Raw genomic sequence first — 21,702 nt, forward strand, 5'->3', positions numbered from 1 at the left:
CCCACAAACAAGCAAGGCGCTATGGCATTGCGTATTTTACCATCACCACTGCTAGCGGCTAATAATCAACCGACTGGCACTATGCTACTGAGATGTTTTCGGTTTCGCCGTTTTTAAACTTTCAATGTGATCGGCCAACTTTTGAATATCATCGTCAGTCAGATGAGCTTTAGCTTTGTTACCTCGGCCAACAATTTTACCATCGCGTCGAGCAGTCAGCCCGTCAACAATTTCATCGTGAGACAGTGATATCAAGGGCGGTGCTTTATCCAAACCTTTGCGGTCAGCCATACGCCCGTGGCAGCTTGAGCAAGTCTGTTTGTAGATATGTTCGCCGTCAGTTGTGGCCTGAGTGGTTGCGCTGAACATCACCGCACTCATAGCCACCAGCAATACTTTCATTACGCCCCCGCGGCCCATTGTTGGAACAACGTCGCGAGATCTTTTTCATTACGCGCACCTTGATGCAATTGCGTTACCTTGCCATTACGGTCAATCATAAACGAGGTTGGTGTACCAATGACTTGATAGCGCTCCTGCGTGATACCCAATTGATCCCGAATCACGGGATAACTGATATTACGCTGGGCTAATACCGGATTAATATCCACCTGTTCAGGATCAGTATTAATGGCAACCACCACGATATCATTTTGGTATTCCTGACTCAGCTTATCTAAAGCTGCCATCTCAGCCAGACAACCACCACAGCTTGCTGACCAGAAATTGAGATATACCTGCTTGCCTTTCCATTTATCGAGTGCAACCGGTTTACCTTGCAGGTCATAAGCCGCCAATTGAGGGGCAACCTCACCCACGGCGACTTCCTCTTGTTTACAGGCACTGAGTAACAACAGTAAGCCGCACAACCCGGCTACTTTTAATCGATTACGCCACATGATGACGACTCTCTTCATTAAGATATTTACCGTGCTGAAGCCGAATTATCCGGTCAGCAACACAGCCTAAATCTGGATTGTGGGTAACCATAACAATCGTTCTGCCCTGACGGTGAATGTGGTTTAGCAAGTCCAAAACCCGCTGTTCATTCTCTTCATCAAGATTACCCGTAGGTTCATCAGCAAATATGATGGGAGGTTGATTGACCAGAGCCCGAGCAATACAGACTCGTTGCTGCTCACCACCGGAAAGCTGGCTGGGTAAATGGCCCATACGGGGTGTCATCCCAACTTGTTCTAATACCTGCCGAGCGGCATCTTCATCCACCACACTGTGGTAATGCTGCGCCAGCATGATATTTTCTAGTGCGGTTAGATAAGGAATAAGGTGGAATTGTTGAAAAACCAAGCCTATCTTGTCCGCCCTAAACTTTCTGCGGCCTTCTTCATCCAGACCCGCAGCATCAATGCCATCAAGCAGCACTTGCCCCTCACTGACCGTGTCCAGACAGGTCAGGATGTTCATCAATGTGGTTTTACCCGAGCCCGAGGCTCCCATGATGGCGACAAACTCACCACGATTAATGCGTATATTGATGTCATCAAGTGCCGTCACCTGCCCAAAACGCTTATATAAGTGCCGGGTTTCAATCACCGCATCTGCGGCGTATTCAGGTTTCACCCGTGTTAGTGGCGATGTCATTTGCTACTCTCCTTTCAGGACTTTAGCGGGTTCAATATGAATAGCCCGGCGGGTGGGAACAATTGCCGCCACTGCGGCCACTAACAATGACAATATCAATGTCAGCGGTAATACCGGTGCACGCAAAGCAATCGCCGCGCTAAACACGGTCTGCCCCAAAACCTGCGCCAACACATAACCTAACAGGGCACCACAGACAGCAGCAGCCAGCGATATAATTAAGGTTTCAGTCAGCATTTGACGAATAATATCCCCACCACTGGCCCCCAGCGCTTTTTGCAAAGCAAACTCTTTCGAGCGCTCGCCCACTATCGCCATTAGCGTGGTATTGACACATAAAGATGACAAAATGAGGATAACCACCGAGACCAACCCCATCAGCCCTTTGATCTTATCGAGCACCTGCCCCTCAGAAGCGGAAACCTTACGAATCGGCCTGATTTCAAGGTCCGGATATTGCTCACGAAGGTGGCTGGCGAAGGTTTCGACCTGGCCTACATCATTGCTGACACTCAGCAGTGCATTGCTGATACGCTCCGGTTGATGGAGCCATTTCTGCGCCAATTCCAGATTGACGATCAGCATGTTATCCGTGGCGTCTCCTGCCTCCACAATACCTTTGACTTGCAGACGTTGGCGTTCACCTTCATTGACCAAAGTGATGGTGTCGCCCACTTTGACATGTAAGCGCTCGGCCAGTTTGACGCCAATCATTGCGTTGCGGTCGTCAAAACTGACACCAATCCAGTTACCGCTCACTTGCCAGTAAGGTACCAGTTGCTGTAGAGATTCAAACCACACCCCCATCAACACGACCTTTTCCAGCTCCGTGCGCGCCATACCATAAATGTAGGGACTTGAGCCATTGATAAGCCCTTTTGGTGCAGCATCAATAATCGGCTGGAACTGCCCCTGCGCAAATGTGCTGCCGTGTCCTGGGCCGATATAAAAGTTCGCACCAAAAGTACGTAACTCTTGGCTCATTTTGGCATTAATATCAAAGTAAACCGCCGACATCGCCGTGACAATCGCCGCGCCAACCATCAGTGCCGCAAACACCACACTGACCCGCTGCATCCGCAGGCGCAAGGCGCGCAGCACCAACCGCCAAAACATGCCATCCAGACCTTTATGTTGTACTACCCGATGATTAGCGGCCATAGAGCACCTCCACCGGATAAAGACGGGCAATACGCCGAGCAGGGAACCAAGTGCCAATGACGGCAATTAAAACCGATATCACCAATACACAAGGCACGACCATCCAGGCAAAACTTAGCGGTGCACCAAATAGCATCAAGCCGATAGCTTTTGCCAATCCCCACCCGGCCAGACAACCGGCTAAGCCGCCAATAAGACCGCTGATGGCGGCTTCAAGATAGAACAGCATCAAAATTTGCCACTGCCGAGCACCTAAGGCTTTCATTAAACCTATCTCTTTCGCCCGTTCCATAATTGTGCTGGTCATCAGTGACGCGATGCCCATAGCCGCAGCAATCAGTGCCGCCAAGGTGACTACCGCCAACAACAACTGTATTTTCTCAATCACTACCCCTTCAGAAGCTGCCACTTGCCAGATAGGGCGAACCACTGAACCCGATATTGCCTCTTCAAGTTGATGAGCAATTGAAGAGACATAGGCGGTGCAGTACCACAAGTCATATTCTTCGGCATTCAGTGCTTCCAGATTGTCACGCGCTTTGCGTGATAACTCGTTTTCCGGCACCGTCAGGGCCGAAACCCTCACAGCCTGAATTTTGCCCGGCAGCCCTAGCAGCGATTGAACAGCGGCGAGCGGCAGTACCAAACGCCCCTCTTCTTCACCACCACTGCTGAGCACCCCGCTTATCTTCACAGTTAACGGGCCAGAAACGCCGTTGAGATGCAAATCATCGCCTATTTTCCAGCCGGTTTGTTGTGCCAGTTGTTTACCGAGCAATGCTTCAACTTCAGTGGCATCGGCTTTAACTGGCTCTTTTGGCCAATGCCCATTGACTTGCCAATAAGGGCTGATAATTTGTTGCCCGGTGTGGTAATCCTCTTCATCTGGCACGTCAACCGGCTGATTAAAATAGGTTCCCAGTAGCGGGATATCCTGGCCGTTGACTTCAGTCTCGCCACTCAGCAGCGGCGCGAAACCAACGATATTATTGCGCCAGAAGATATCTTTAATATTGGGCAACTCTGCCTGATCCAAAAAGTCCTGCCCGGTTAGCGGGTTACTTTTCTCGCCAAATAATGATGGCAGCGCAACCTGACCCGCGGGCTCAATCAGAATATTGGCACCATAGGATTTGAGCTCACGCGACATTTTATCGCCAATGTCGATTGACACCGCCAACAGTGAAGAAATCAACCCTGCGGCAAGGAACACCGTGAATACCGCCAACGATTTGCGCCGGACATTCCTAAACCAAGACTGTTTTAGCATGCGCCACAGCATAATTATGGATTCTCCTGCGTATCGCTACTGTCTTCAGCATGGGTAACTGGAGTAACAAATTGCTCCGGATGTTCACGGAAACGGTTGTAATTCGCCTCAGATGAGAAGAAGTAAGTTTTGTCGCTATAACTGTATTTGTAGTCGGCTTTTTGGTTGGTCAGGTGGCTTTTATCAACCGGGTCAATCACATCTAACGTAACGACGGTGGTGAAGTAATTAACTCCCGCCTCAAGAGAAGCTTTAGGAATCACTAACTCTTTATCATCGCTTTTCCAGTCTTCCAATGGGATAGGATTGCATCCCCCAGCTTTGCCAATTGATGGAATAAAGATATGCACTGCACAGGCGACACAAATAACCTGATTACCCTCCATCACGTAGCCCTGATCACCGCATAGCAGACAGGCATCAAAAACGACGCTAAGGCGCAACCGGTCCGGGTAGCGGTTGATGATAAAGAAACGAACAGCTTTGCCATCATCAGCAACCCAGACAAAACGGTGTAATTTGCCATCTCGTACTTGTTCAACCGGAATATGAACCAACCCATCAGCGGCAAGTGTGACGGGCAAAGCTTCAGATAATTGAGGAGGTTGAGAGGCAATTTTGTCCCAGTAAAGCTGGGCACCCGCCACTACAACCCACGCCAGCAAGGAGAAGAGCAAAATACGGCGTACATTGCGGTAATCAGCCAAAGCCTTACGGTGAGCAATAGGTTCTGCATTTTCACTGACAACCCGGCTTGCCTGCCGCAATGGCATGAAATAGCACAGTGTCGTAAACGCCAGCAGTAGCGCGCAAATGTAGCTTAGCCAGGCATGCCCATTGGTGACTAATGCAACATAGCTGAGTAGTGATTTAGTTAATGGCAGTACCTGTAACTTCATCAGCAGCAGAATCGCATCGCCACTCAGCGGTAAAATCAATAATAGTGTCAACAGCAGCAGTAATGGCCAGCGACAACGCGGCAATTGCCTAATCATCATCAACAACAGTACTGCGCTGAAGACAACCCAAGCGAACGCCATCACAATGGCGGCCAGATTGAGCAACAGGTCAGTATTAATTACGTGGGTGTTGGTAAAGGCCCCAAGATTTGGGTTATTGCCCCAATTGAATGCGGCCCCCAATACCAACAGAATCTGCCAGAGATAGCCTAATGATTGGCGGAGAATCAATTGACTGCATAGGAATAACAGCAATGCAACAAGCTGAACCACTGCCAGCACGAGCTGCAATTGCTGAGATTTAGGGTAATGGCTACCGGCCCACACTCCTGCAATGGCCATGAGTATTGTTATCCATATGACCCGATTTAGCGCAGGAGCGGGCCGAACAGCCCAACTAAGCCCTAGTAACAGCGCCACAGGTAGAAAGGCTTGTAATACGGAAACAAAAAAATAACTCATTAGCACACCTTGGGCAGAGAAATCATGGCCTTGCGTAATACGTTGTTAATGACAATCTTCTATTGACGACCATAACGTTTTTGCAGGGATTGATAACAACCATGCTTTAGCTTTTCAGCCATGAAAAAAACCGCGATAACGGTATTAGCCATCGCGGTCATCATTATCAATTCAAGCCGGTATATTTAAAGTCGTAGCTCACATCAAAAGGTTTCCACCAGCGACCAACACCCGTCTCACTGTCTGTGTGGCGATGCAGACCCGCTTTAGACGGCTCGCTAATATGATAAGTCACTTTATAGTTACCTACGCCCATCATTTTGATGTTAGCGCCGTAGTGTGGGCCGTCGCTTGCCACCATTGGCATAAACGTGCCTTCTTGTTTAGCGCCAGTGTCGGTATTCACCAAGGTATAAGCGATAGTCAGGTATGGCATCCATTCACCGGCACCAAAACCATTTTTATTACCTTCGGTAGCATGGATATCAGCTTCCAGATGGATGTCTGCCTTTGCTGCTGGCAAGCCCATACCACGAGGTTCCATATCAATCGGTTGTAAGTAGACTGCTGCAATTTCCATATCATTAATTTTGATAGGTTCGCCAGCTGGATACTCTTTAAAGGCAAAGGCAGCAGGTGCTGCAAAAATGCTGGCAATGATACTGCTGGCAATAATCGTTTTCTTCATGGTCATGTAGCACACCCTCTGGTATCAAATGATAAGTACGTTGTCGTTATTCACACCGGCATCATGCCGGACCATCATGCTGGGATAGCACGACCACGCCGTTGCATTACCCAAAGGGCAACCAGCGCAGCAATCAGTAGTATCCCTTGAGGAATCAAGGTTTCCAGATATGGATAGATCCCCAACCAACTAATTTCAGGTACGCCCGGCAACAGTGTTGGCTCAAACAGTTTGCCTTCAATCAACTCAAGAACACTCTTACCGGCAAATACAAATGCCATTAGGTACATAAAGCCACCGGTAAACATGAAGAAAGGTTTCAGTGGCAATTTGACTACGGTAAAGCGCATAACCAGATAGGCCGCCAGCAAAATGACACAGCCGACGCCAAAGCCGGCTAAAATCGACAAGTGACCGCTTGTTGTGTTGGCGTCGCCCATCAGGGCCAGATAGAACAAGACGGTTTCAGCCCCTTCGCGGTACACCGCCAGGAAACTGGTCAGCCACAGCCCTACCATGGAGCCACTGCTGAGTGATTTGGAGAATTTACCTTCAAGATAGGCTTTCCATTGGCGCGCTTCTGTCTTCGATAGCAGCCAATAGCTCATGGAGAACAGCATGACTACTGCAATCATCATGGTGAAGCCTTCCAGTAGTTCACGGCTTTGCCCTGAATTGGCAAACAACCATTGGAAGACAAAAGCTGTCAGCACACTGGCGATTAAAGCCACCACCACAGATTGGCGAATCAGCGGTAATTTATCCTGATGGTTGTTTTTCACCAGATAGGCAACGATAGCAGCCACAATCAGTAGGGCCTCCAGACCTTCGCGGACAATTATAAGCAGGCTGTAAATAAACAGGCTCCAATCCGTTTCATCCCCACCACCGAGCATCTCTACCGCACTGGCCAGATCCTTTTGTAAGGCCTGGGCCTCTGCTTGTAATTGCTCGACTGGCTGGCCTGCTTTCATCAAACTGACTAAGCGGGTGAAATGCCCTTCTAATGTTGATTTAAATGCCGCATCGCGTGAGCCAACCTTGTTCTCCATGCCGCTGGCTTCAAACAAATCAAAATAGGTATCCTGTACCGCCATCATCGCAGGGGTGGTCTGCCCTTGCTGATATTGACTAATGGCTTCATTAATTGACTGGTTTATTTTGTTGGAAACGGCGGCCCAATCAGCATTGATTTGCCCGTCAGAATTGCCAGCGGTAGGAGAAGATTGCCCGGCCGCTGGCTGATCGGCGGTAACTTGCTGCTGTTCACGAGTGGTTGGCAACCCCGGAAGGATATCCTCAATGGTTTGAAGCAACCCAGTGACCCGATAGGCAACCTCTGTTATTTGATCCGGCTGGCTGGTTAAATCAATTAATGCCGTAAATTGCTGGTTAATGGCTGCCGCTTGCTGTGAGGAGCGATTTCCTCGTACAGACATTTCCATTTCAGAGTTTTTAAAGCCCTGATAATGGGCTTGTTGCACACTTTGGCTGGCAGCAGCGAAGTTACCGTCTTGATATTCAGTGATAGCCTGAGCCAGTAAGTCATCGATAATCTTGAAACTTTGCTGCCAATACACGGCAATATCGTTATTTTCGTAAGTGGCATGTTGCTGTTCAGCCGTCAGTTTGTGCCCATCAGTCAGAACCGGCAGCACCCCGGTCAGTTCGCTTTTAAGCCAGTTAATTTTATTATCAACTTCAGCTTGAGGTTTCCCCTCACCGATCATCCGGCGGATTTCACCAAAGGCGGCTTCCATCTGATAGCTTTTTTGTGCCGAAATATTGATTCGAATTGGCCCTTCGAGGTTCTCAAAAACTTCAAAATACGCCATTTGCACCATAGTGCGGGCTTCGTCATTATTCTTCTGTTGATATAACTGGGAAGTTTTATCGAGGCGGGATTGGATATCGTTGACCCACTGCTGGTAATCTGGATTAGCCCAAGCGATAGAGCTTGATAACCACCAACAGCAACAAAGCAGAAAAAACTTGTGCCAAATTCGCATAATGATAAACGCACATGAAGTTGATAATGAGATTTATTAACATTAACACTAAACAAGGGAAATGTGTCTTGATCAGCATCAAAAAATATTTAGTCTTTTGAATTTTTGTTTAAAAATGCGGGGAGTACCGCAACTCTCTACTCAAAAAACACGCGGTATGCATGAATCAGGCGACTAGCACCACAGAGCTTGAGTGAGTGACCGATAACTTTTTTAGGCGGTTCGATATGAATGATATTCAGACAGAATATGAAAATATTCGCGCAGCACTCGGTGATAATCGGTTAATAACCTTATTATATATTGGCAATGAGTCTACGACGGTGGTGACTGATAACCCAGGTATGGCTGCCGCTGAACAGCATCTTACTGTTGGCTTTAATAATATTGCCTCAGGTTATTTTAGGCACAATCCGCCGACAGCTGATGAGATGGAAACCGCCATTATGGTGGTTGAAGATGAAGTTATCCGTATTAGCCCTGCGGTCAACAGAGCATCACAACTGATTACTGCCGACAGCCATATCTGCACTATCGCCCAACTCGCAGGTTTACCGCCGCAAACTGAAATGACCCTGTCACTCGAATCAATGGAGCGCATGTTTGACCGCTTAGCCGCAGTGATGATGGGGAGACCCGCAGCATCAGAAGGGATCCCGGCAGATAATGAATTTGCCGCACGCTTACTGATTTTACGTGAATTTATGCATCACTTGCAGTTTTCATCCATTACTGTGCTAACGCCGACCCAGTAGAATTTAATGCAAAACGGACAGTGCATAACACTGTCCGTCTCTGGTATTACATCAATGGTGATTGCAGCTTATTTACGGCTTTTTTTATCCAAATTATCCGCCGGTAATTCACCTGGCAAGTAATTAGGTAATCGCCCCGCTGGGAAGATAGCCAGCAGTGATAACAACGCCATAATCAGCAAACCAAATTTCAGCGAGCGAAGGCGAGCTTCCTCATTAACACGTACCGCCTCTGCTACTTGTTCTGGGGTTGCCGTGGTTTGCGCTAACACACCTTGCAAGCGGTCATTACTCACGAAGTTAATGCTGTCCATATTAACTTGCGCCTGAATCTCAGGTGTCAGGATTGGGGTTTCAGCCACGCCACGCATTACGTTGGCACTTAACAAACCCACCAGCAAAGCACCGGCAACCGCCGTACCAATGGCGTTTGCCAGGTTGTTCGTGGTACCACGTAATGAACCAACATCACCCGCCAACTCTTTCGGTGATGCACTGACCAGCACGTTGAACAGTAAGGTCACCAGCGCCCCTTGAGCCAAGCCAAATACCACCAGACCAAAGAGTACTGCGAATTCACTCCAGTTATTACGTACCACAAACGCCAGCCATAACAAGGCAATAGTACAAATGATGAAACCATAACGGCCAATTTTACGCGGCGTCAGTTTCTTGTAGAAACGAACAATCAACATCGCCGAGAAAAATACTGACAAGTTAAACGGCATCATGGCAATCGCCGTCGCCATGGGGGTACTGCCCTGCACTATCTGGATATACAGTGGAACAGAGAAGTTCAACATAGCTTCCAGCGCTACCACTGCGAACATAGCAAATACGGCTGCTTTTTCAGTAGGTGAGGTAATGACCTCCAGTGCTAGCAGTGGCGTTTTACCTTGCTCTTGCCGACGGCGAGTCCAGACAACAAACGCTTGGCCTAACACAATACCCAACACAATCATAAAGGGTGCTGGCGAGAAGCCTAACAGGTCGAAAGGTGCTCCATCACGCACCAAGCCAAAGCCCCAGCGGTTGAGGTTATTAAAGCCAAACGACAGCAAAATAATCGCTGATGCCGCCAGAATCACACCAATGATGTCGATGCCAACGTCTGGGCGGCCTTGGTCTGATTTCAAACGGAAACTCAACACAAAGATGATTGCAGACAATGCTATCAATATACCGAATGCCGGACGCCAGCCGATGTAAGTTCCTAGCACACCACCTATCAGGAATGCCGCCACCCCCGCACCCGCACGGGCAGAACCCAGAGCCCCAAGCGCGGTCGCCTGTTGCGTACCACGATAGTTTTCAGCAATCAGTGCCACCAGTGCGGGCACTAATGCCGCCCCTGCCAAACCACTTAATGCCTGCGCACTGATCATCACCGTCACATTCGGACTAAATGTCATCATGACCTGTGCAATACCAAACAGCAGAACAGTACTGCGGAATACCACCAATGGCCCGAAACGTTGGTTAAGTTTGGCACCCAACATCACGAAACCGGCAACGGACAATGAGTACATGACGATCGCGGTTGCAATTGTCGTCGGTGGCACATTAAAACTTTTGACCATCCCGCCCAACGCTACCGGCAGGGAGGCAACGTTAAATGACATCAGAATCTGAGCCAATGCGATGGTTATCATCGGCACCCAAGACTCTTTAACTTCCGCACCTGCGCGGTGAGCTGATTGATTCGCCATAAATATATCTATCCTTTTGAAGGCATTTTTTGAATAACATAGGGTTTAAGCTCAATCCGTTTTTACAGCACACGATAATGTGAGCCATAAACGGCTTGCGAGCTCTACCTGACTCTCACAGCTCAACTTTTTTCGGTGTAAGGCTCAGAAACAAACATGTCCATCCCAAGACTACGTGATAAGAAACGGGCAGCCAGCTGACCTTTGACACTGTTGCCTGCGCTATCAAGTAATGGCGCAAAAGTCCCCAGCCCACCCTTCCCAGGTGACACTGTCACTATCCCACCGCCAATACCGCTTTTTCCGGGCAGGCCGATGTCATAAAGCCATTCACCGGACGTTTCGTACAACCCTGCGGTGACCATGACGGCTAAAGCGTAATGGCATACATCGTTATCCACCACCCGTTCACGAGTCAGTGGGTTAACCCCGCCATCAGCCAAAGTCGCCCCCATTACCGCCAGATCACGGGCGCTAACATTCAACGAACATTGGCGAGTATATAAGTCGGTGGCAATCATCGGGTCACATCCCAGACGACCATAACCTTCCAACACATTGGCAATACCGCGGTTACGGAAGTTGGTTTCGCAGGCGGATTGATAGACTTCCTCATTCAGAGTCAATTCACGGCCCGCAAAACTGCACAAACCGTCATAGATGAATTTCCACTGTTCATCACTGGTCGCTCCGGGCACCAAACTGGTGGTTGCAATTGCACCGGAGTTAACCATCGGATTAGTGCGCCCATCAGCTGCGCGCTCAATGGCAGTGACGGAATTAAATGCCATTCCCGTGCTATTAACCCCCAGTTTTTCGCGAGCAGCTTTTGCCCCAATGGCCTGGCAGACTAAAGCAAAGACAAACGGCTTGGAGACACTCATGATGGTAAATTCATAATCCACATCACCGGCTGAATGCACTGTGCCGTTTGTGCCGACCATACACACCCCAAAGAGATGAGGAGGAATACGTTCTAATGCCGGGTAAACCGTAGAAACTACACCTTCAGTATCACTACCAAAACGTTTATGGGCTTCTTGTACCAAATTAACCACGGTGTCTGGATCTGGCAGATGCCCAGTTGATACGTAGTCGATAATTCCATTCTTGCTATCATCTTTAGGCATATAGTTATCTCCCGTTTACCTTTTGTTTATTTTTCTGTCTCTTTTATCTCTATAACTTATTAAAAGTGCCAGAAATACTTCTACTTTTTAATTTATATGAAATGGTAATAACAATTCGCCGCTTGTTTGATTCTCGGTTTTATCAAATGATCATGAAATTCTTAGAGTAAGATATCCTAGGTTAAGAAAACTGTATATCAGTTGTTTTCAATACATTGATTATCTTTGAGCTGTAGGAGGAACAGTAATTTTGTTGCAGTATCATGACATTAATGGGCTGCGCTAAGCATATTAGATCCGAAATGACTTAATTAGTGGTAGCAGATTAACATGTGATTGAGTATTCATACGGCATAATAGCGATATATTGCTGGCAAACTGTTAGTTAATAATCGTCCTAGGAAAAGATAGTGTAATGATAACTCGCAGGAGTGTGGGCGATTATTATTAACGGCAGTTGTTCCTTATACTAAAATTTATCCCCCCCAAAAAAGGCATCACTAACACATCAGGAAGGATAAATAATAAAGAATTGATTTGGCCATCAGCCTCCATCACTCATCAACCTAATTTTTAGCAAAACGCTCAATGCACCTTCATGCCATAGGGAGCAACCAAAGGTAGTAAATTTGATAACTATATAAATAGTTAAGTAGCTAAAGTAACCCTAAGTCTTAGCATCCTATAGAATAAACAGCGTAAACTATAGAGCGATTTTGGCTGCTCACATATTTTGATTTGCCACTCGTTATACCGCACCCATTTCATCAATCTAGACGTCTGATAGACCCTCAGGCCAGTGTTTCTGGAGCATGACATGAATAACGCAACAACGGCAGGAAAGCAAAAAGTGCCGTTACGGCTTAGCACTTCAATCACATTGATGGTCTCTGGAGTGATTGTGTCTGTGCTATTGGTGGTCCATACACTGTTCTTTGTTCAGCTCAGTCGGATGGCACAAGAGGGTTTGCAAGACAAAGCCGTTGCCGTGGCGCGGGCATTATCTTTTTCGCCCACGATAATTAAAGGATTAAGTGATCCAGTGGCCGGGCAGCAAATACAGGCCTATACCCACGAAGTTCAGCAAGCTAATGACCTGCTATTCATTGTTGTTACTGATATGAAAGGCATCCGTTATTCACATCCTAATCCTGAGATGATCGGCCAGCGTTTTATTGGTAATGATCTGCAACCCGCATTAGAAGGTAAAGAGAATAGCGCCATAAACCGGGGCGTATTAGAACGTGCATTGCGTATTTTCATTCCTATCTATGAGCCCCACGGGAAACAAATTGGCGTGGTGGCGATTGGTATTTCTCTTACGAGTATTGACTCCGTAGTCAGTGAAACTCGCTGGACTATCCCCTGGACCATCTTATTTGGCGCATTAATTGGCTCTCTGGGAACGTGGTTCTTAGTGAAAGCGCTTAAAAGAATTATGCTGGGTTTTGAGCCCTACGAGATATCTAATTTGTTCGAACAACGTAACGCGATGCTGCAATCCATTAAAGAGGGTGTTATTGCCGTTGATGCTGACTCTCGTATTACTGTGGTTAATCATGAAGCGAAACGTTTGTTTAAGCAAAGTGGGCCGATGGAGAATTTATTACTCAGTAATGCCAGTAAATACTGGCCGGTACGTTTGTATTTACAGCAGGTTCTGGAAACCGGCATTGCACGGCGCGATGAAGAGATAAACTTTAATGGCAGTATATTACTGACCAACACCGTCCCTGTGATGGTGAAAGGCGATATTATCGGCGCAATTGCCACTTTCCGAGATAAAACAGAAGTTAGCCAATTGATGCAACGCCTTACCGGCATGGTCCATTATGCCGATGCATTGCGGGCGCAGTCGCACGAGTTTATGAATAAGCTCCATGTTATTCTGGGCTTATTACATATGAAGTATTACCAGCAACTCGAAGACTATATTGTCAAAACATCAAATAATTATCAGGCAGAAATTGGTTCTCTGTTGCGCAAGGTAAAATCTCCGGTAATCGCCGGTTTTCTGTTAGGGAAAATCAATCGGGCTCGTGATTTGGGTATTACATTATCAATCAGTGACGATAGCCTTTTACCTGATACTGATAATGAGCAAGTGACCACCACCTTGATTACCGTGTTGGGTAACCTCATTGAGAATGCCATGGAAGCAATTGGAGATCAGGTTCAGCGGGAAATTAATGTTAGCTTTCATTATCAAAATGGCCGGATACATTGTGTTGTCAGTGATGATGGGCCGGGTATTGCTGCCGAGTTACAAGATCGTATTTTTGATAATGGCTTTTCGACCAAGGGCAATGAACATGGCATTGGTTTGAGTCTGGTTCGGCAAAGTTTAGAGAGTATTGGTGGTAGTATTGAGTTTGATTCGGAAGCGGGCGTATTTACACAGTTCTTTATTAGCCTTCCCTACGATATAACGTCGAATAGCATGACCTCTAGTGACAATTCGTCAAACAACATCAGCGCGGTAAATCATGATTAATGTATTAATAGTGGATGATGATGCAATGGTGGCTGAGCTGAATAAGTGTTATCTGAGCCAGGTTGCAGGTTTCAACTGTTGTGGCTCGGTATCCACTTTGCAGCAAGCCCGAGAGCATCTAATGGCAGCGGAACAACCCATTGACCTGGTTTTGCTGGATGTGTTTATGCGCCAAGACAACGGGTTAGATTTGCTGCCGGTATTACGCGAATTCAGTGAGCATACCGATGTCATTGTTATTTCATCTGCCACTGATGTAAACACCATCAAAAAAGCCCTGCAATATGGCGTGGTTGATTATTTAATTAAGCCATTTCAATTCTCGCGTTTTGAAGAGGCGCTCTCAACTTATCGCGAAAAACAGAATTTGCTGGAACAACGTGAATATTGTGCCCAAGAAGATGTGGACACATTACTGCGGCGCAATAATTCAGCGCCTGTTGAGCGCAAAAAATTACCAAAAGGACTAACAGCACAAACATTGCGTACAGTATGTGAATGGATTCAAGAGATGCAGGATGGGGAGTTCTCAACTGAACAGATGGCGAATGCTATTGGGATTTCACGAGTTTCTTGCCGTAAATATTTGATTTATCTTTCTGATACTGAAGTTCTGAGTACTAAAGTTCTTTATGGTGCTACTGGGCGACCCGTTTATCTCTACAAGCTCTTACCCAGCCAACAGGAAGTATTAAAACAGTATTGCCAGTAACCTTTGGCTTTATTATTTCTGTCTAAAATAACCAACGGCATCCGATAAAAGATGCTGTTGGTTATCACCTAGCCGCTAAGCGTTTATTTACATAATCCCGCCTACATAATCCAGCCTAATAGTAGCGTGGCACCAATCACGGTAGAGGCACCGCCAATGCGAGTGGCTATCTGGGCAAATGGCATCAATGACATCCGGTTAGAGGCTGACAAAATAGCGACATCCCCCGTCCCCCCTAACCCACTGTGGCAACTGGTGACAATGGAGGCTTCTACTGGATACATATTTAAATAAGGTGCGATGATAAAACTGACGGCGGCCATTGATAACACAACTGCTCCACATACCACGATGTACCCGACAGAGAACACCGCCACCACACTTTCCAGCGGCACATACAACATACCCAAGCCAATCATCAGTGGCCACACCAGTGTAGTAGACACAAACTTATACCAACTGTGCGCGCCCTGTTCCATTTTCGACGGAATAACCTGTGCATATTTGCACATCACCGCAATCAAAATCATCAGCACCGGGCCTGGAATATGCACCAGCTTTTCAAACAGCCCTCCGACAATAAAGAAAGCGCAGGTCATCAATAAACCGCCGCCCATTAGCTGGAAATCGGCTTGTTTCGGCCCTTCTTGTGAGGTGAATATGGCATTATCCTGTGCTGAGCGAATTAACATTCCTTCGCCATTCAGATCCTTACGACGCATACCAATACGGGCCAACACGCCAGCGCAAATAATGGCGAAGATATTACCGACTACCGCCGCCGGAGCCAGCTGTGCAACATAAACATCCGGGGATTGCCCCAAAATGGCAGAATAAGCCAATGACAATGGCAGGATGCCTTCACCAATTCCACCACCAATAATGGGAACAATGATAAAGAAGAATGTGTGATAAAGGCTGAAGCCGAATAATTTACCCACTAGCAGCCCTGTCGCTACCGCGGTGATGGTCCCCACGACCAGCGGGATAAACATCCGTGTCATCCCCTGAATAAGTACCACCCGATTCATGCCAAGGATGCTGCCAACAACCAAGCTGGCGATAACAAAGTAGAGTAAATTCGCTTCCTTCATTAGCAAGTGAACGGTATCGAGCGTATTGGTTTGAAATAGGCCAAAGTAGACCAAAACAGAAGGCACCATTAAACACAAAATGGCTGGGCCGCCGATATCTTTCAATACCGGGATATGACGACCGACATGGGATAGAACAAAACCCATGGTCATAATAACCGCCAAACCACCAATCATATTTTTTGGCAAATAACTGGCATAGGCTGAAATAAATACAATGGCCGAAATGGTCATAAATAAAGCCATCGGCATGGTATTTATATTCATCTGATTTATATTTACCATCAATCTCTTGATTGAATATTTATCTGTTATATTAATCTCTTCAGTGGAAGTAAGCGCGGTATCCTGATTTATTTTTTTCATTATAGACCTACTGTTGGGTAGCAACTAAGGAACGGAAGGTAACGAATCTAATGTGATGACCGATTAGCAATATTTAATTTTTTCGATACTCATCTAGAGAATTTCGACTAACCTGGCACTAAAAAAGCCACTATTAACACAGAAAAACAACAGCATTAAAGAAAAGTGTAAATATACGGGATCAAAATACCACTGTATCTAAAACAAAAGAACCACTACGCAGTGTCGAACTTCTGTATTTGAGAACACATAGACAAGTTTATTTTAATTAACTTAATTTGAGGTTTTGTAATTAAATAATTTAAGGTGAGAGAGATTTCTCTGTTATGCTTTTAGATGCTAGTCAGTCAAATTTTTTAGTGCAGATCATATAAATCCGAACGGCTCCAGTTAACATCAATAGCACAGTGAATCATACTGTTATAGCCTGCCCATAAGGGTTTCTCTCATCACGGTCAGTGATAGTCAGCGCACTATGTATGAGATAAAATCCACGATACAATCTATTCGCGACATGCGCATATCACCTGCAATCTAATCACTTAATAAATATTATTGAGGATATTAACTGCACTACGTATAAATAAATAATAAATTTTAAAAAGAACCTATAGAAATAGTAACCGCCATTTCCCCTCAATATGAAGAGTGGACATTTTATGCAGCGTCATAATGTATCGAAATAACATCAGTTGAAAACTAGTATTAATAACAATTGTAAAACAATATTTCGTAACTAAAGTAAGTAATATAATCAAGTGCTACTACAAAACAACAGGTTACCCGCTGCTCTAAACTTAACCAATTGAGGTGCTGAATACGTTATTATAACAACATGCCCTGTGATTATAAATTAATCTTAGCCATTCAATTAGTGACTCTGGTAATACCGCAAAAAAAATAGTTTATAAGTGAATATTTTTTTGCCTCATCACGATAGAAACGATAGCATGCCCTCCCGTAATTCAATACTCATGATATACACCATAACAACTGAAGGCGCTAAGACGCTATTTATGCATTAACCTTTAGCAATCGGTTGCAGTAATACATTCACGATGATTGCACAACAGACAGGAAAATAGGGAATGTCTATGATGTCAGGAAAACACTCTACGGAGACCCATCAGGCCGCAAAAAAGCGCTGGTTAGATTCTCATGATACTGGTTATCACAAAAGTATGGGCCGACGTCATATACAGATGATTGCGATTGGCGGTTCTATCGGTACGGGTTTATTTTTAGGCACAGGTGCGCGCTTGCAAATGGCAGGCCCGGCACTCGCTCTGGTTTATCTGGTATGTGGAGTATTCTCGTTTTTTATTCTCCGAGCTCTTGGCGAGTTGATCCTACACCGCCCCACCAGCGGTAGCTTCGTTTCTTATGCCCGTGAGTTTTTGGGTGAAAAAGCATCCTATGTAGCCGGATGGATGTATTTCCTTAACTGGGCGATGACCGGGATCGTCGATATCACAGCTGTCGCGCTCTATATGCACTACTGGGGGACATTCTCTGATGTTCCCCAATGGCTGTTTGCGCTAGGAGCACTGTCGATTGTTGCGACAATGAATATGATTGGCGTGAAATGGTTCGCAGAAATGGAGTTTTGGTTCGCGCTGATCAAAGTCGCCGCCATTTCAATATTTTTGGTCGTCGGTGTGGTATTTCTCGGAACCGGCCAAAGTGTTGCAGGGCACCCCTCGGGTATGAGCCTGATAACAGACAATGGCGGCTTCTTCCCTCACGGATTATTACCAGCATTGGTATTAGTCCAAGGCGTGATATTCGCCTTCGCCGGTATTGAACTTATCGGTACCGCAGCCGGAGAGTGCAAAGATCCAGAAAAGATGCTCCCCAAGGCTATCAACAGTGTCATCCTACGTATTGGCCTGTTTTATGTCGGCTCGGTGGTCCTATTAGTCTGTTTACTGCCCTGGAATGCCTATCAGGCGGGTCAAAGCCCCTTTGTGACATTCTTCAGTAATTTAGGCGTGCCTTATATTGGAACCATTATGAATATTGTGGTGCTATCTGCTGCACTTTCCAGCCTAAACTCGGGCCTTTATTCTACCGGTCGAATCCTTCGCTCACTATCCATGGGCGGCTCTGCACCAAAATTCATGTCGAAAATGAGCCCGCAGTCAGTGCCATATGCCGGAATACTGGTTACGGTTGGAATTTATGTCTTCGGAGTACTACTTAATTACCTCGTCCCCTCTCAAGTATTTGAAATTGTGTTGAATATCGCCTCGTTGGGGATTATCAGTTCATGGGCCTTTATCATTATCTGTCAAATGAAATTACGTCAGGCAATAAAAAAGGGAACAGCAAAACCAGTCTCTTTCAAGATGCCAGGTGCACCCGTGACATCATGGTTAACGCTATTTTTCTTGGCTGGTGTGTTAATCATGATGGCTTTCGACTATCCAAACGGCACTTGGACGATTGCCACTTTGCCGGTCGTCGCTCTGTTGTTGGTGGCGGGCTGGTTCAGCCTGCGCAAACGCGCCCGTGAAGTTGCAGCAGAACCAATAGAAGCGCCAGCCAAAGAGGCAAATGAAGTCATTGCAGCACCGCCAGTTGAGTTGCGCGAACAAAAGTCGGTGAGTTAATACAGATTCTCAGCTCGTAGGTAAGTAAACAGACTTGCGGGCTGAGTTTCACTTTGTTCATATTGATTTGAGATTAACAGGGCCTATTAGTTTTCTGCACACTTACTAATCAAAAAATCTCGCAAGACTATCGCCTGATTTTGTTCAGCATTACGGCTACCATACAACAAGGTTATAGGTTGCTGTTTCAGCACTGCTAACAAAGGTTGCCATGCTGTGGAGTTGTTGAGTTGAGCCTGATAGCGCACCACAAATTCCGGCCAATCAAGGTGTTGATGAAACCACTGACGCAACGCATTATCCGGGGCAACCTCTTTTAGCCATATCACCCCTTCCAAACGGGCCTTACTGATCCCTCGTGGCCACAAACGGTCAACGAGAAAAGTGTTGGCTTGATAGGGTGCTTGAACATCATAAACCCGTTGTAAGCTTATCTTATTCACACTCACAGCAATCTCCTTGCGCTTTTTGCCACCAATCCAAAGCTAGCAGCGAATGCTCTTACTTTGAAAGACGATAACATACAAAAAAAGGCCACTATCACTGATGCTATCTTTTCGAAATCTTTACTCTTCTACTCATTCCAACAATTTTTCTTTCCTCTACTATTAGTAGCGTCAGTTTTAGTGTGTTTACAGTTGACACATAACTTTGCCAACATCAGGATTTTATTAGATTGCCAATTAAATGCCCGCTTGATGCGGGCTTTTATTGTTTTAATCAACAATCACTCGACCGTGATATTGCTGTATCGGACGATTATTTGCATCATGGTGAATAGCTGATTTAAATTGTGTGATTTGTTCGGCTGAGACAGTTAGCGGATTTTTCATTACCAACCAGCGAACTCCTTCAGAACAAGGTGGTGTGGTTAAAGAACCACTGAATCGATAGTAATGTTTATCTGTCGGTAGCAATGCATTTAGATTTAATGCTTCCTTCAGCGCAACCTGCTGATTTAACTTTTCAGGAATTTGGCCCCAAGCCTTATTCAGTTCTGGATTAGCGGCACCAACATTAAACATTACGGCCACTACCAATAGCTCACCCTGGTCATTCATATGAACTAAATGTGCTTCCAATGGAAATTGTTGCCCGTTGATTTCATTCTCACTGGGAACGTGGAAATGGAATTGCTGCAAAGTAAATAACTCACCATCTATCTCTATAGTATCGCCTTTAGCAACATTGATTTGTAGAGTATGGCCGTTATTAATAATATTCTGAGGCTCAGTAATATACTGCACCACCAGTGGCGCTAAATTGCTATGCAATGCTCCATGAATATCAACTGGAGATTGATTTTGTCCGTCCTGACACATATGAAATTCAGGACTTAACTTCCCCCAGTTTTCCGGCGCTTCCTTACCTTCGTAACCCCAACCATGATGTTCATTTGCCTGCAATGAGAAACTGGCCATAATCAATATTGCCAGCACTAACTTTCCTTTCATATACCCGAACTCCCTTCCGAAAAATAGTCGCCACAAGCAAAATGCCTTGTGTTTGCAATGATATACCCACGCATAAGGCATGGGAATATTTCGCGTAGCATTAATATTTGAAAAACTCGTAGGGAATTATGGTAACGATAGATTTAAACCGAGGGAAGAAAATAGGTACTGAATGGCATACAGCACTCAGTACTCTTGGCGGGTTTAATGGGATTTTCTATTTTTGGTAAAGATCCCAACGATTGCCGTAGATATCTTCGAACACAACCACCATGCCATAGGATTCTTTACGAGGTTCCTCACAGAAAGTGACTCCCTTTGATTTCATCAGCTCATAATCACGCCAGAAATTCTCGGTCTCAAGGAAAAGGAAAACCCGTCCACCACATTGGTTGCCAATAAATGTGGCTTGATGATCATTTGATGCGCGAGCCAACAATAAGCGGCATTCACTGTCCTCACTCGGTGACACTGATACCCAGCGCTTACCGGGTTGTGGTTCATCTTCCCGTAAAAAGAAACCCAACTTTTCAGTATAGTATTCAATCGCTTTATCGTAATCATCAACTACGATGGCAATATATCCCATCCCTCTTTTTTTACTTGCCATATATCCATCCACTGTTAATTAATTCAGGTCATATTCCGCCAAAGATAACCTATTCTTACTTACCCATTATTTCTCAGCCACTCTTCACGGCTTATCTCCCATATTTCGGTCGGGAAATGGCCGCCCACATAATCTCGTTCTTCTCTTCCTATCAAGCGCATCCCATTTTTACGCGAGATAGCGGCGGAGGCTTGATTAGGCGCAGCTTTTGTTACCCGCAAATAGGGGCGATTTAATTGGGTAAACCAAAAATGGGTCACTGCGGTGCTGGCTTCGCTTATTAGCCCCTGTCCCTGCCATTCCGGACTTAACCAAAAACCGCGATGATCTTCAGTATCACAAACTAGATTAATGACACCAATCAATGTATCAGGGGCAACTTTAGGGCGAATTGACCAGAAAAAACCACTGCCACACTGCATCTTAGGCAATGCAATGTCCCGCACAAAAGTTAAACCACCCTCTGCGGGATAAGGCCAGGGAACCGCTGAAGCATCAAGATATTTAACGACGTCCCAAATTGGAAATTTTTGCTGTATCTGCTGTGCATCTCGTAACGTCAAAGGCAATAACAACAGACGATCAGTCAATAGCGATTCCATCAAATAGCCCCCA

The 21,702-nt window shown here is 45.9% G+C and carries 19 protein-coding genes; 4 read left to right on the forward strand and 15 right to left on the reverse strand.

The window, feature by feature from the left end; all coding sequences use genetic code 11:
• Positions 1-84: 84 nt before the first annotated feature.
• The 8 genes from FTA96_RS04555 to FTA96_RS04590 all read right to left on the reverse strand — a co-directional run bounded on the left by FTA96_RS04555 (position 85) and on the right by FTA96_RS04590 (position 8,151).
• A complete protein-coding gene (locus tag FTA96_RS04555; RefSeq protein WP_145532486.1) occupies positions 85-402 on the reverse strand; it encodes a c-type cytochrome in 318 nt (105 codons plus the stop codon).
• Positions 402-899 carry a TlpA family protein disulfide reductase gene (locus FTA96_RS04560; protein ID WP_050151662.1) on the reverse strand — a complete coding sequence of 166 codons (498 nt, stop codon included), beginning with the start codon at positions 897-899 and terminating at the stop codon, positions 402-404. The genes FTA96_RS04555 and FTA96_RS04560 overlap by 1 nt, the downstream gene beginning before the upstream one ends.
• The gene (locus FTA96_RS04565; RefSeq protein ID WP_050107364.1) at positions 889-1,602 is read right to left on the reverse strand and encodes an ABC transporter ATP-binding protein; all 714 of its coding nucleotides are present in this window, start codon (positions 1,600-1,602) and stop codon (positions 889-891) included. Before FTA96_RS04565 ends, FTA96_RS04560 begins: the two co-directional genes overlap by 11 nt.
• 3 nt (positions 1,603-1,605) lie before the next feature.
• Positions 1,606-2,718, reverse strand: coding sequence for an ABC transporter permease (locus FTA96_RS04570; protein WP_186372849.1), 1,113 nt, complete (start codon positions 2,716-2,718; stop codon positions 1,606-1,608).
• 34 nt (positions 2,719-2,752) lie between these two features.
• Positions 2,753-4,045 (reverse strand): ABC transporter permease, encoded by a 1,293-nt coding sequence (locus tag FTA96_RS04575; protein ID WP_145573263.1) that lies wholly within the window; start codon positions 4,043-4,045, stop codon positions 2,753-2,755.
• Positions 4,046-4,047: 2 nt separating this feature from the next.
• Positions 4,048-5,454, reverse strand: a complete 1,407-nt coding sequence (locus FTA96_RS04580) for a Fe-S-containing protein (protein WP_050151659.1) — start codon at positions 5,452-5,454, stop codon at positions 4,048-4,050.
• A 166-nt stretch (positions 5,455-5,620) separates the two neighbouring features.
• Positions 5,621-6,148 (reverse strand): iron transporter, encoded by a 528-nt coding sequence (locus FTA96_RS04585; protein ID WP_004390794.1) that lies wholly within the window; start codon positions 6,146-6,148, stop codon positions 5,621-5,623.
• A gap of 68 nt (positions 6,149-6,216) precedes the next feature.
• Entirely contained in the window at positions 6,217-8,151 is a 1,935-nt protein-coding gene (locus tag FTA96_RS04590; protein WP_145573265.1) for an FTR1 family iron permease, read from the reverse strand.
• Positions 8,152-8,378: 227 nt separating this feature from the next.
• On the opposite strand from FTA96_RS04590, the gene FTA96_RS04595 reads away from it, so the two are divergent.
• Positions 8,379-8,906, forward strand: a complete 528-nt coding sequence (locus FTA96_RS04595) for a hypothetical protein (protein ID WP_050107369.1) — start codon at positions 8,379-8,381, stop codon at positions 8,904-8,906.
• A 68-nt stretch (positions 8,907-8,974) separates the two neighbouring features.
• On the opposite strand, the gene FTA96_RS04600 is transcribed toward FTA96_RS04595, so the two are convergent.
• Entirely contained in the window at positions 8,975-10,615 is a 1,641-nt protein-coding gene (locus tag FTA96_RS04600; protein WP_050107370.1) for an MFS transporter, read from the reverse strand.
• Between the two features lie 122 nt (positions 10,616-10,737).
• Positions 10,738-11,745: a glutaminase A gene (gene glsA, locus FTA96_RS04605; RefSeq protein WP_050107371.1), complete on the reverse strand. Its 1,008-nt coding sequence runs from the start codon at positions 11,743-11,745 to the stop codon at positions 10,738-10,740.
• 817 nt (positions 11,746-12,562) lie between these two features.
• Here glsA and FTA96_RS04610 point away from each other — a divergent pair.
• Together FTA96_RS04610 and dcuR are read left to right on the forward strand one after the other, a co-directional pair.
• Entirely contained in the window at positions 12,563-14,239 is a 1,677-nt protein-coding gene (locus FTA96_RS04610) for a sensor histidine kinase (protein ID WP_050151279.1), read from the forward strand.
• Entirely contained in the window at positions 14,232-14,951 is a 720-nt protein-coding gene (gene dcuR, locus FTA96_RS04615; RefSeq protein ID WP_050107373.1) for a two-component system response regulator DcuR, read from the forward strand. Before FTA96_RS04610 ends, dcuR begins: the two co-directional genes overlap by 8 nt.
• A 101-nt stretch (positions 14,952-15,052) precedes the next feature.
• Here dcuR and FTA96_RS04620 read toward each other — a convergent pair whose 3' ends face one another.
• Complete coding sequence (locus FTA96_RS04620) at positions 15,053-16,411, reverse strand: 2-hydroxycarboxylate transporter family protein (RefSeq protein ID WP_050107374.1); 1,359 nt, start codon at positions 16,409-16,411, stop codon at positions 15,053-15,055.
• Positions 16,412-17,505: 1,094 nt separating this feature from the next.
• Between FTA96_RS04620 and ansP the strand changes: the two genes are divergently transcribed.
• Positions 17,506-19,023 (forward strand): L-asparagine permease, encoded by a 1,518-nt coding sequence (gene ansP, locus FTA96_RS04625; protein WP_050107513.1) that lies wholly within the window; start codon positions 17,506-17,508, stop codon positions 19,021-19,023.
• A gap of 86 nt (positions 19,024-19,109) precedes the next feature.
• Here the strand turns inward: ansP and FTA96_RS04630 are convergent, their stop codons facing one another.
• The 4 genes from FTA96_RS04630 to FTA96_RS04645 form a co-directional block, all read right to left on the reverse strand.
• A complete protein-coding gene (locus tag FTA96_RS04630) occupies positions 19,110-19,472 on the reverse strand; it encodes a DUF488 domain-containing protein (protein ID WP_050151280.1) in 363 nt (120 codons plus the stop codon).
• A 267-nt stretch (positions 19,473-19,739) separates the two neighbouring features.
• Positions 19,740-20,477, reverse strand: a complete 738-nt coding sequence (locus tag FTA96_RS04635) for a carbonic anhydrase (RefSeq protein WP_145573267.1) — start codon at positions 20,475-20,477, stop codon at positions 19,740-19,742.
• Positions 20,478-20,694: 217 nt separating this feature from the next.
• Entirely contained in the window at positions 20,695-21,087 is a 393-nt protein-coding gene (locus FTA96_RS04640; protein ID WP_050107379.1) for a VOC family protein, read from the reverse strand.
• Positions 21,088-21,146: 59 nt separating this feature from the next.
• Positions 21,147-21,689 (reverse strand): GNAT family N-acetyltransferase, encoded by a 543-nt coding sequence (locus FTA96_RS04645; RefSeq protein ID WP_050107382.1) that lies wholly within the window; start codon positions 21,687-21,689, stop codon positions 21,147-21,149.
• Positions 21,690-21,702: the final 13 nt, after the last annotated feature.

This window comes from Yersinia alsatica, from assembly GCF_902170305.1.
GTDB lineage: Bacteria > Pseudomonadota > Gammaproteobacteria > Enterobacterales > Enterobacteriaceae > Yersinia > Yersinia alsatica.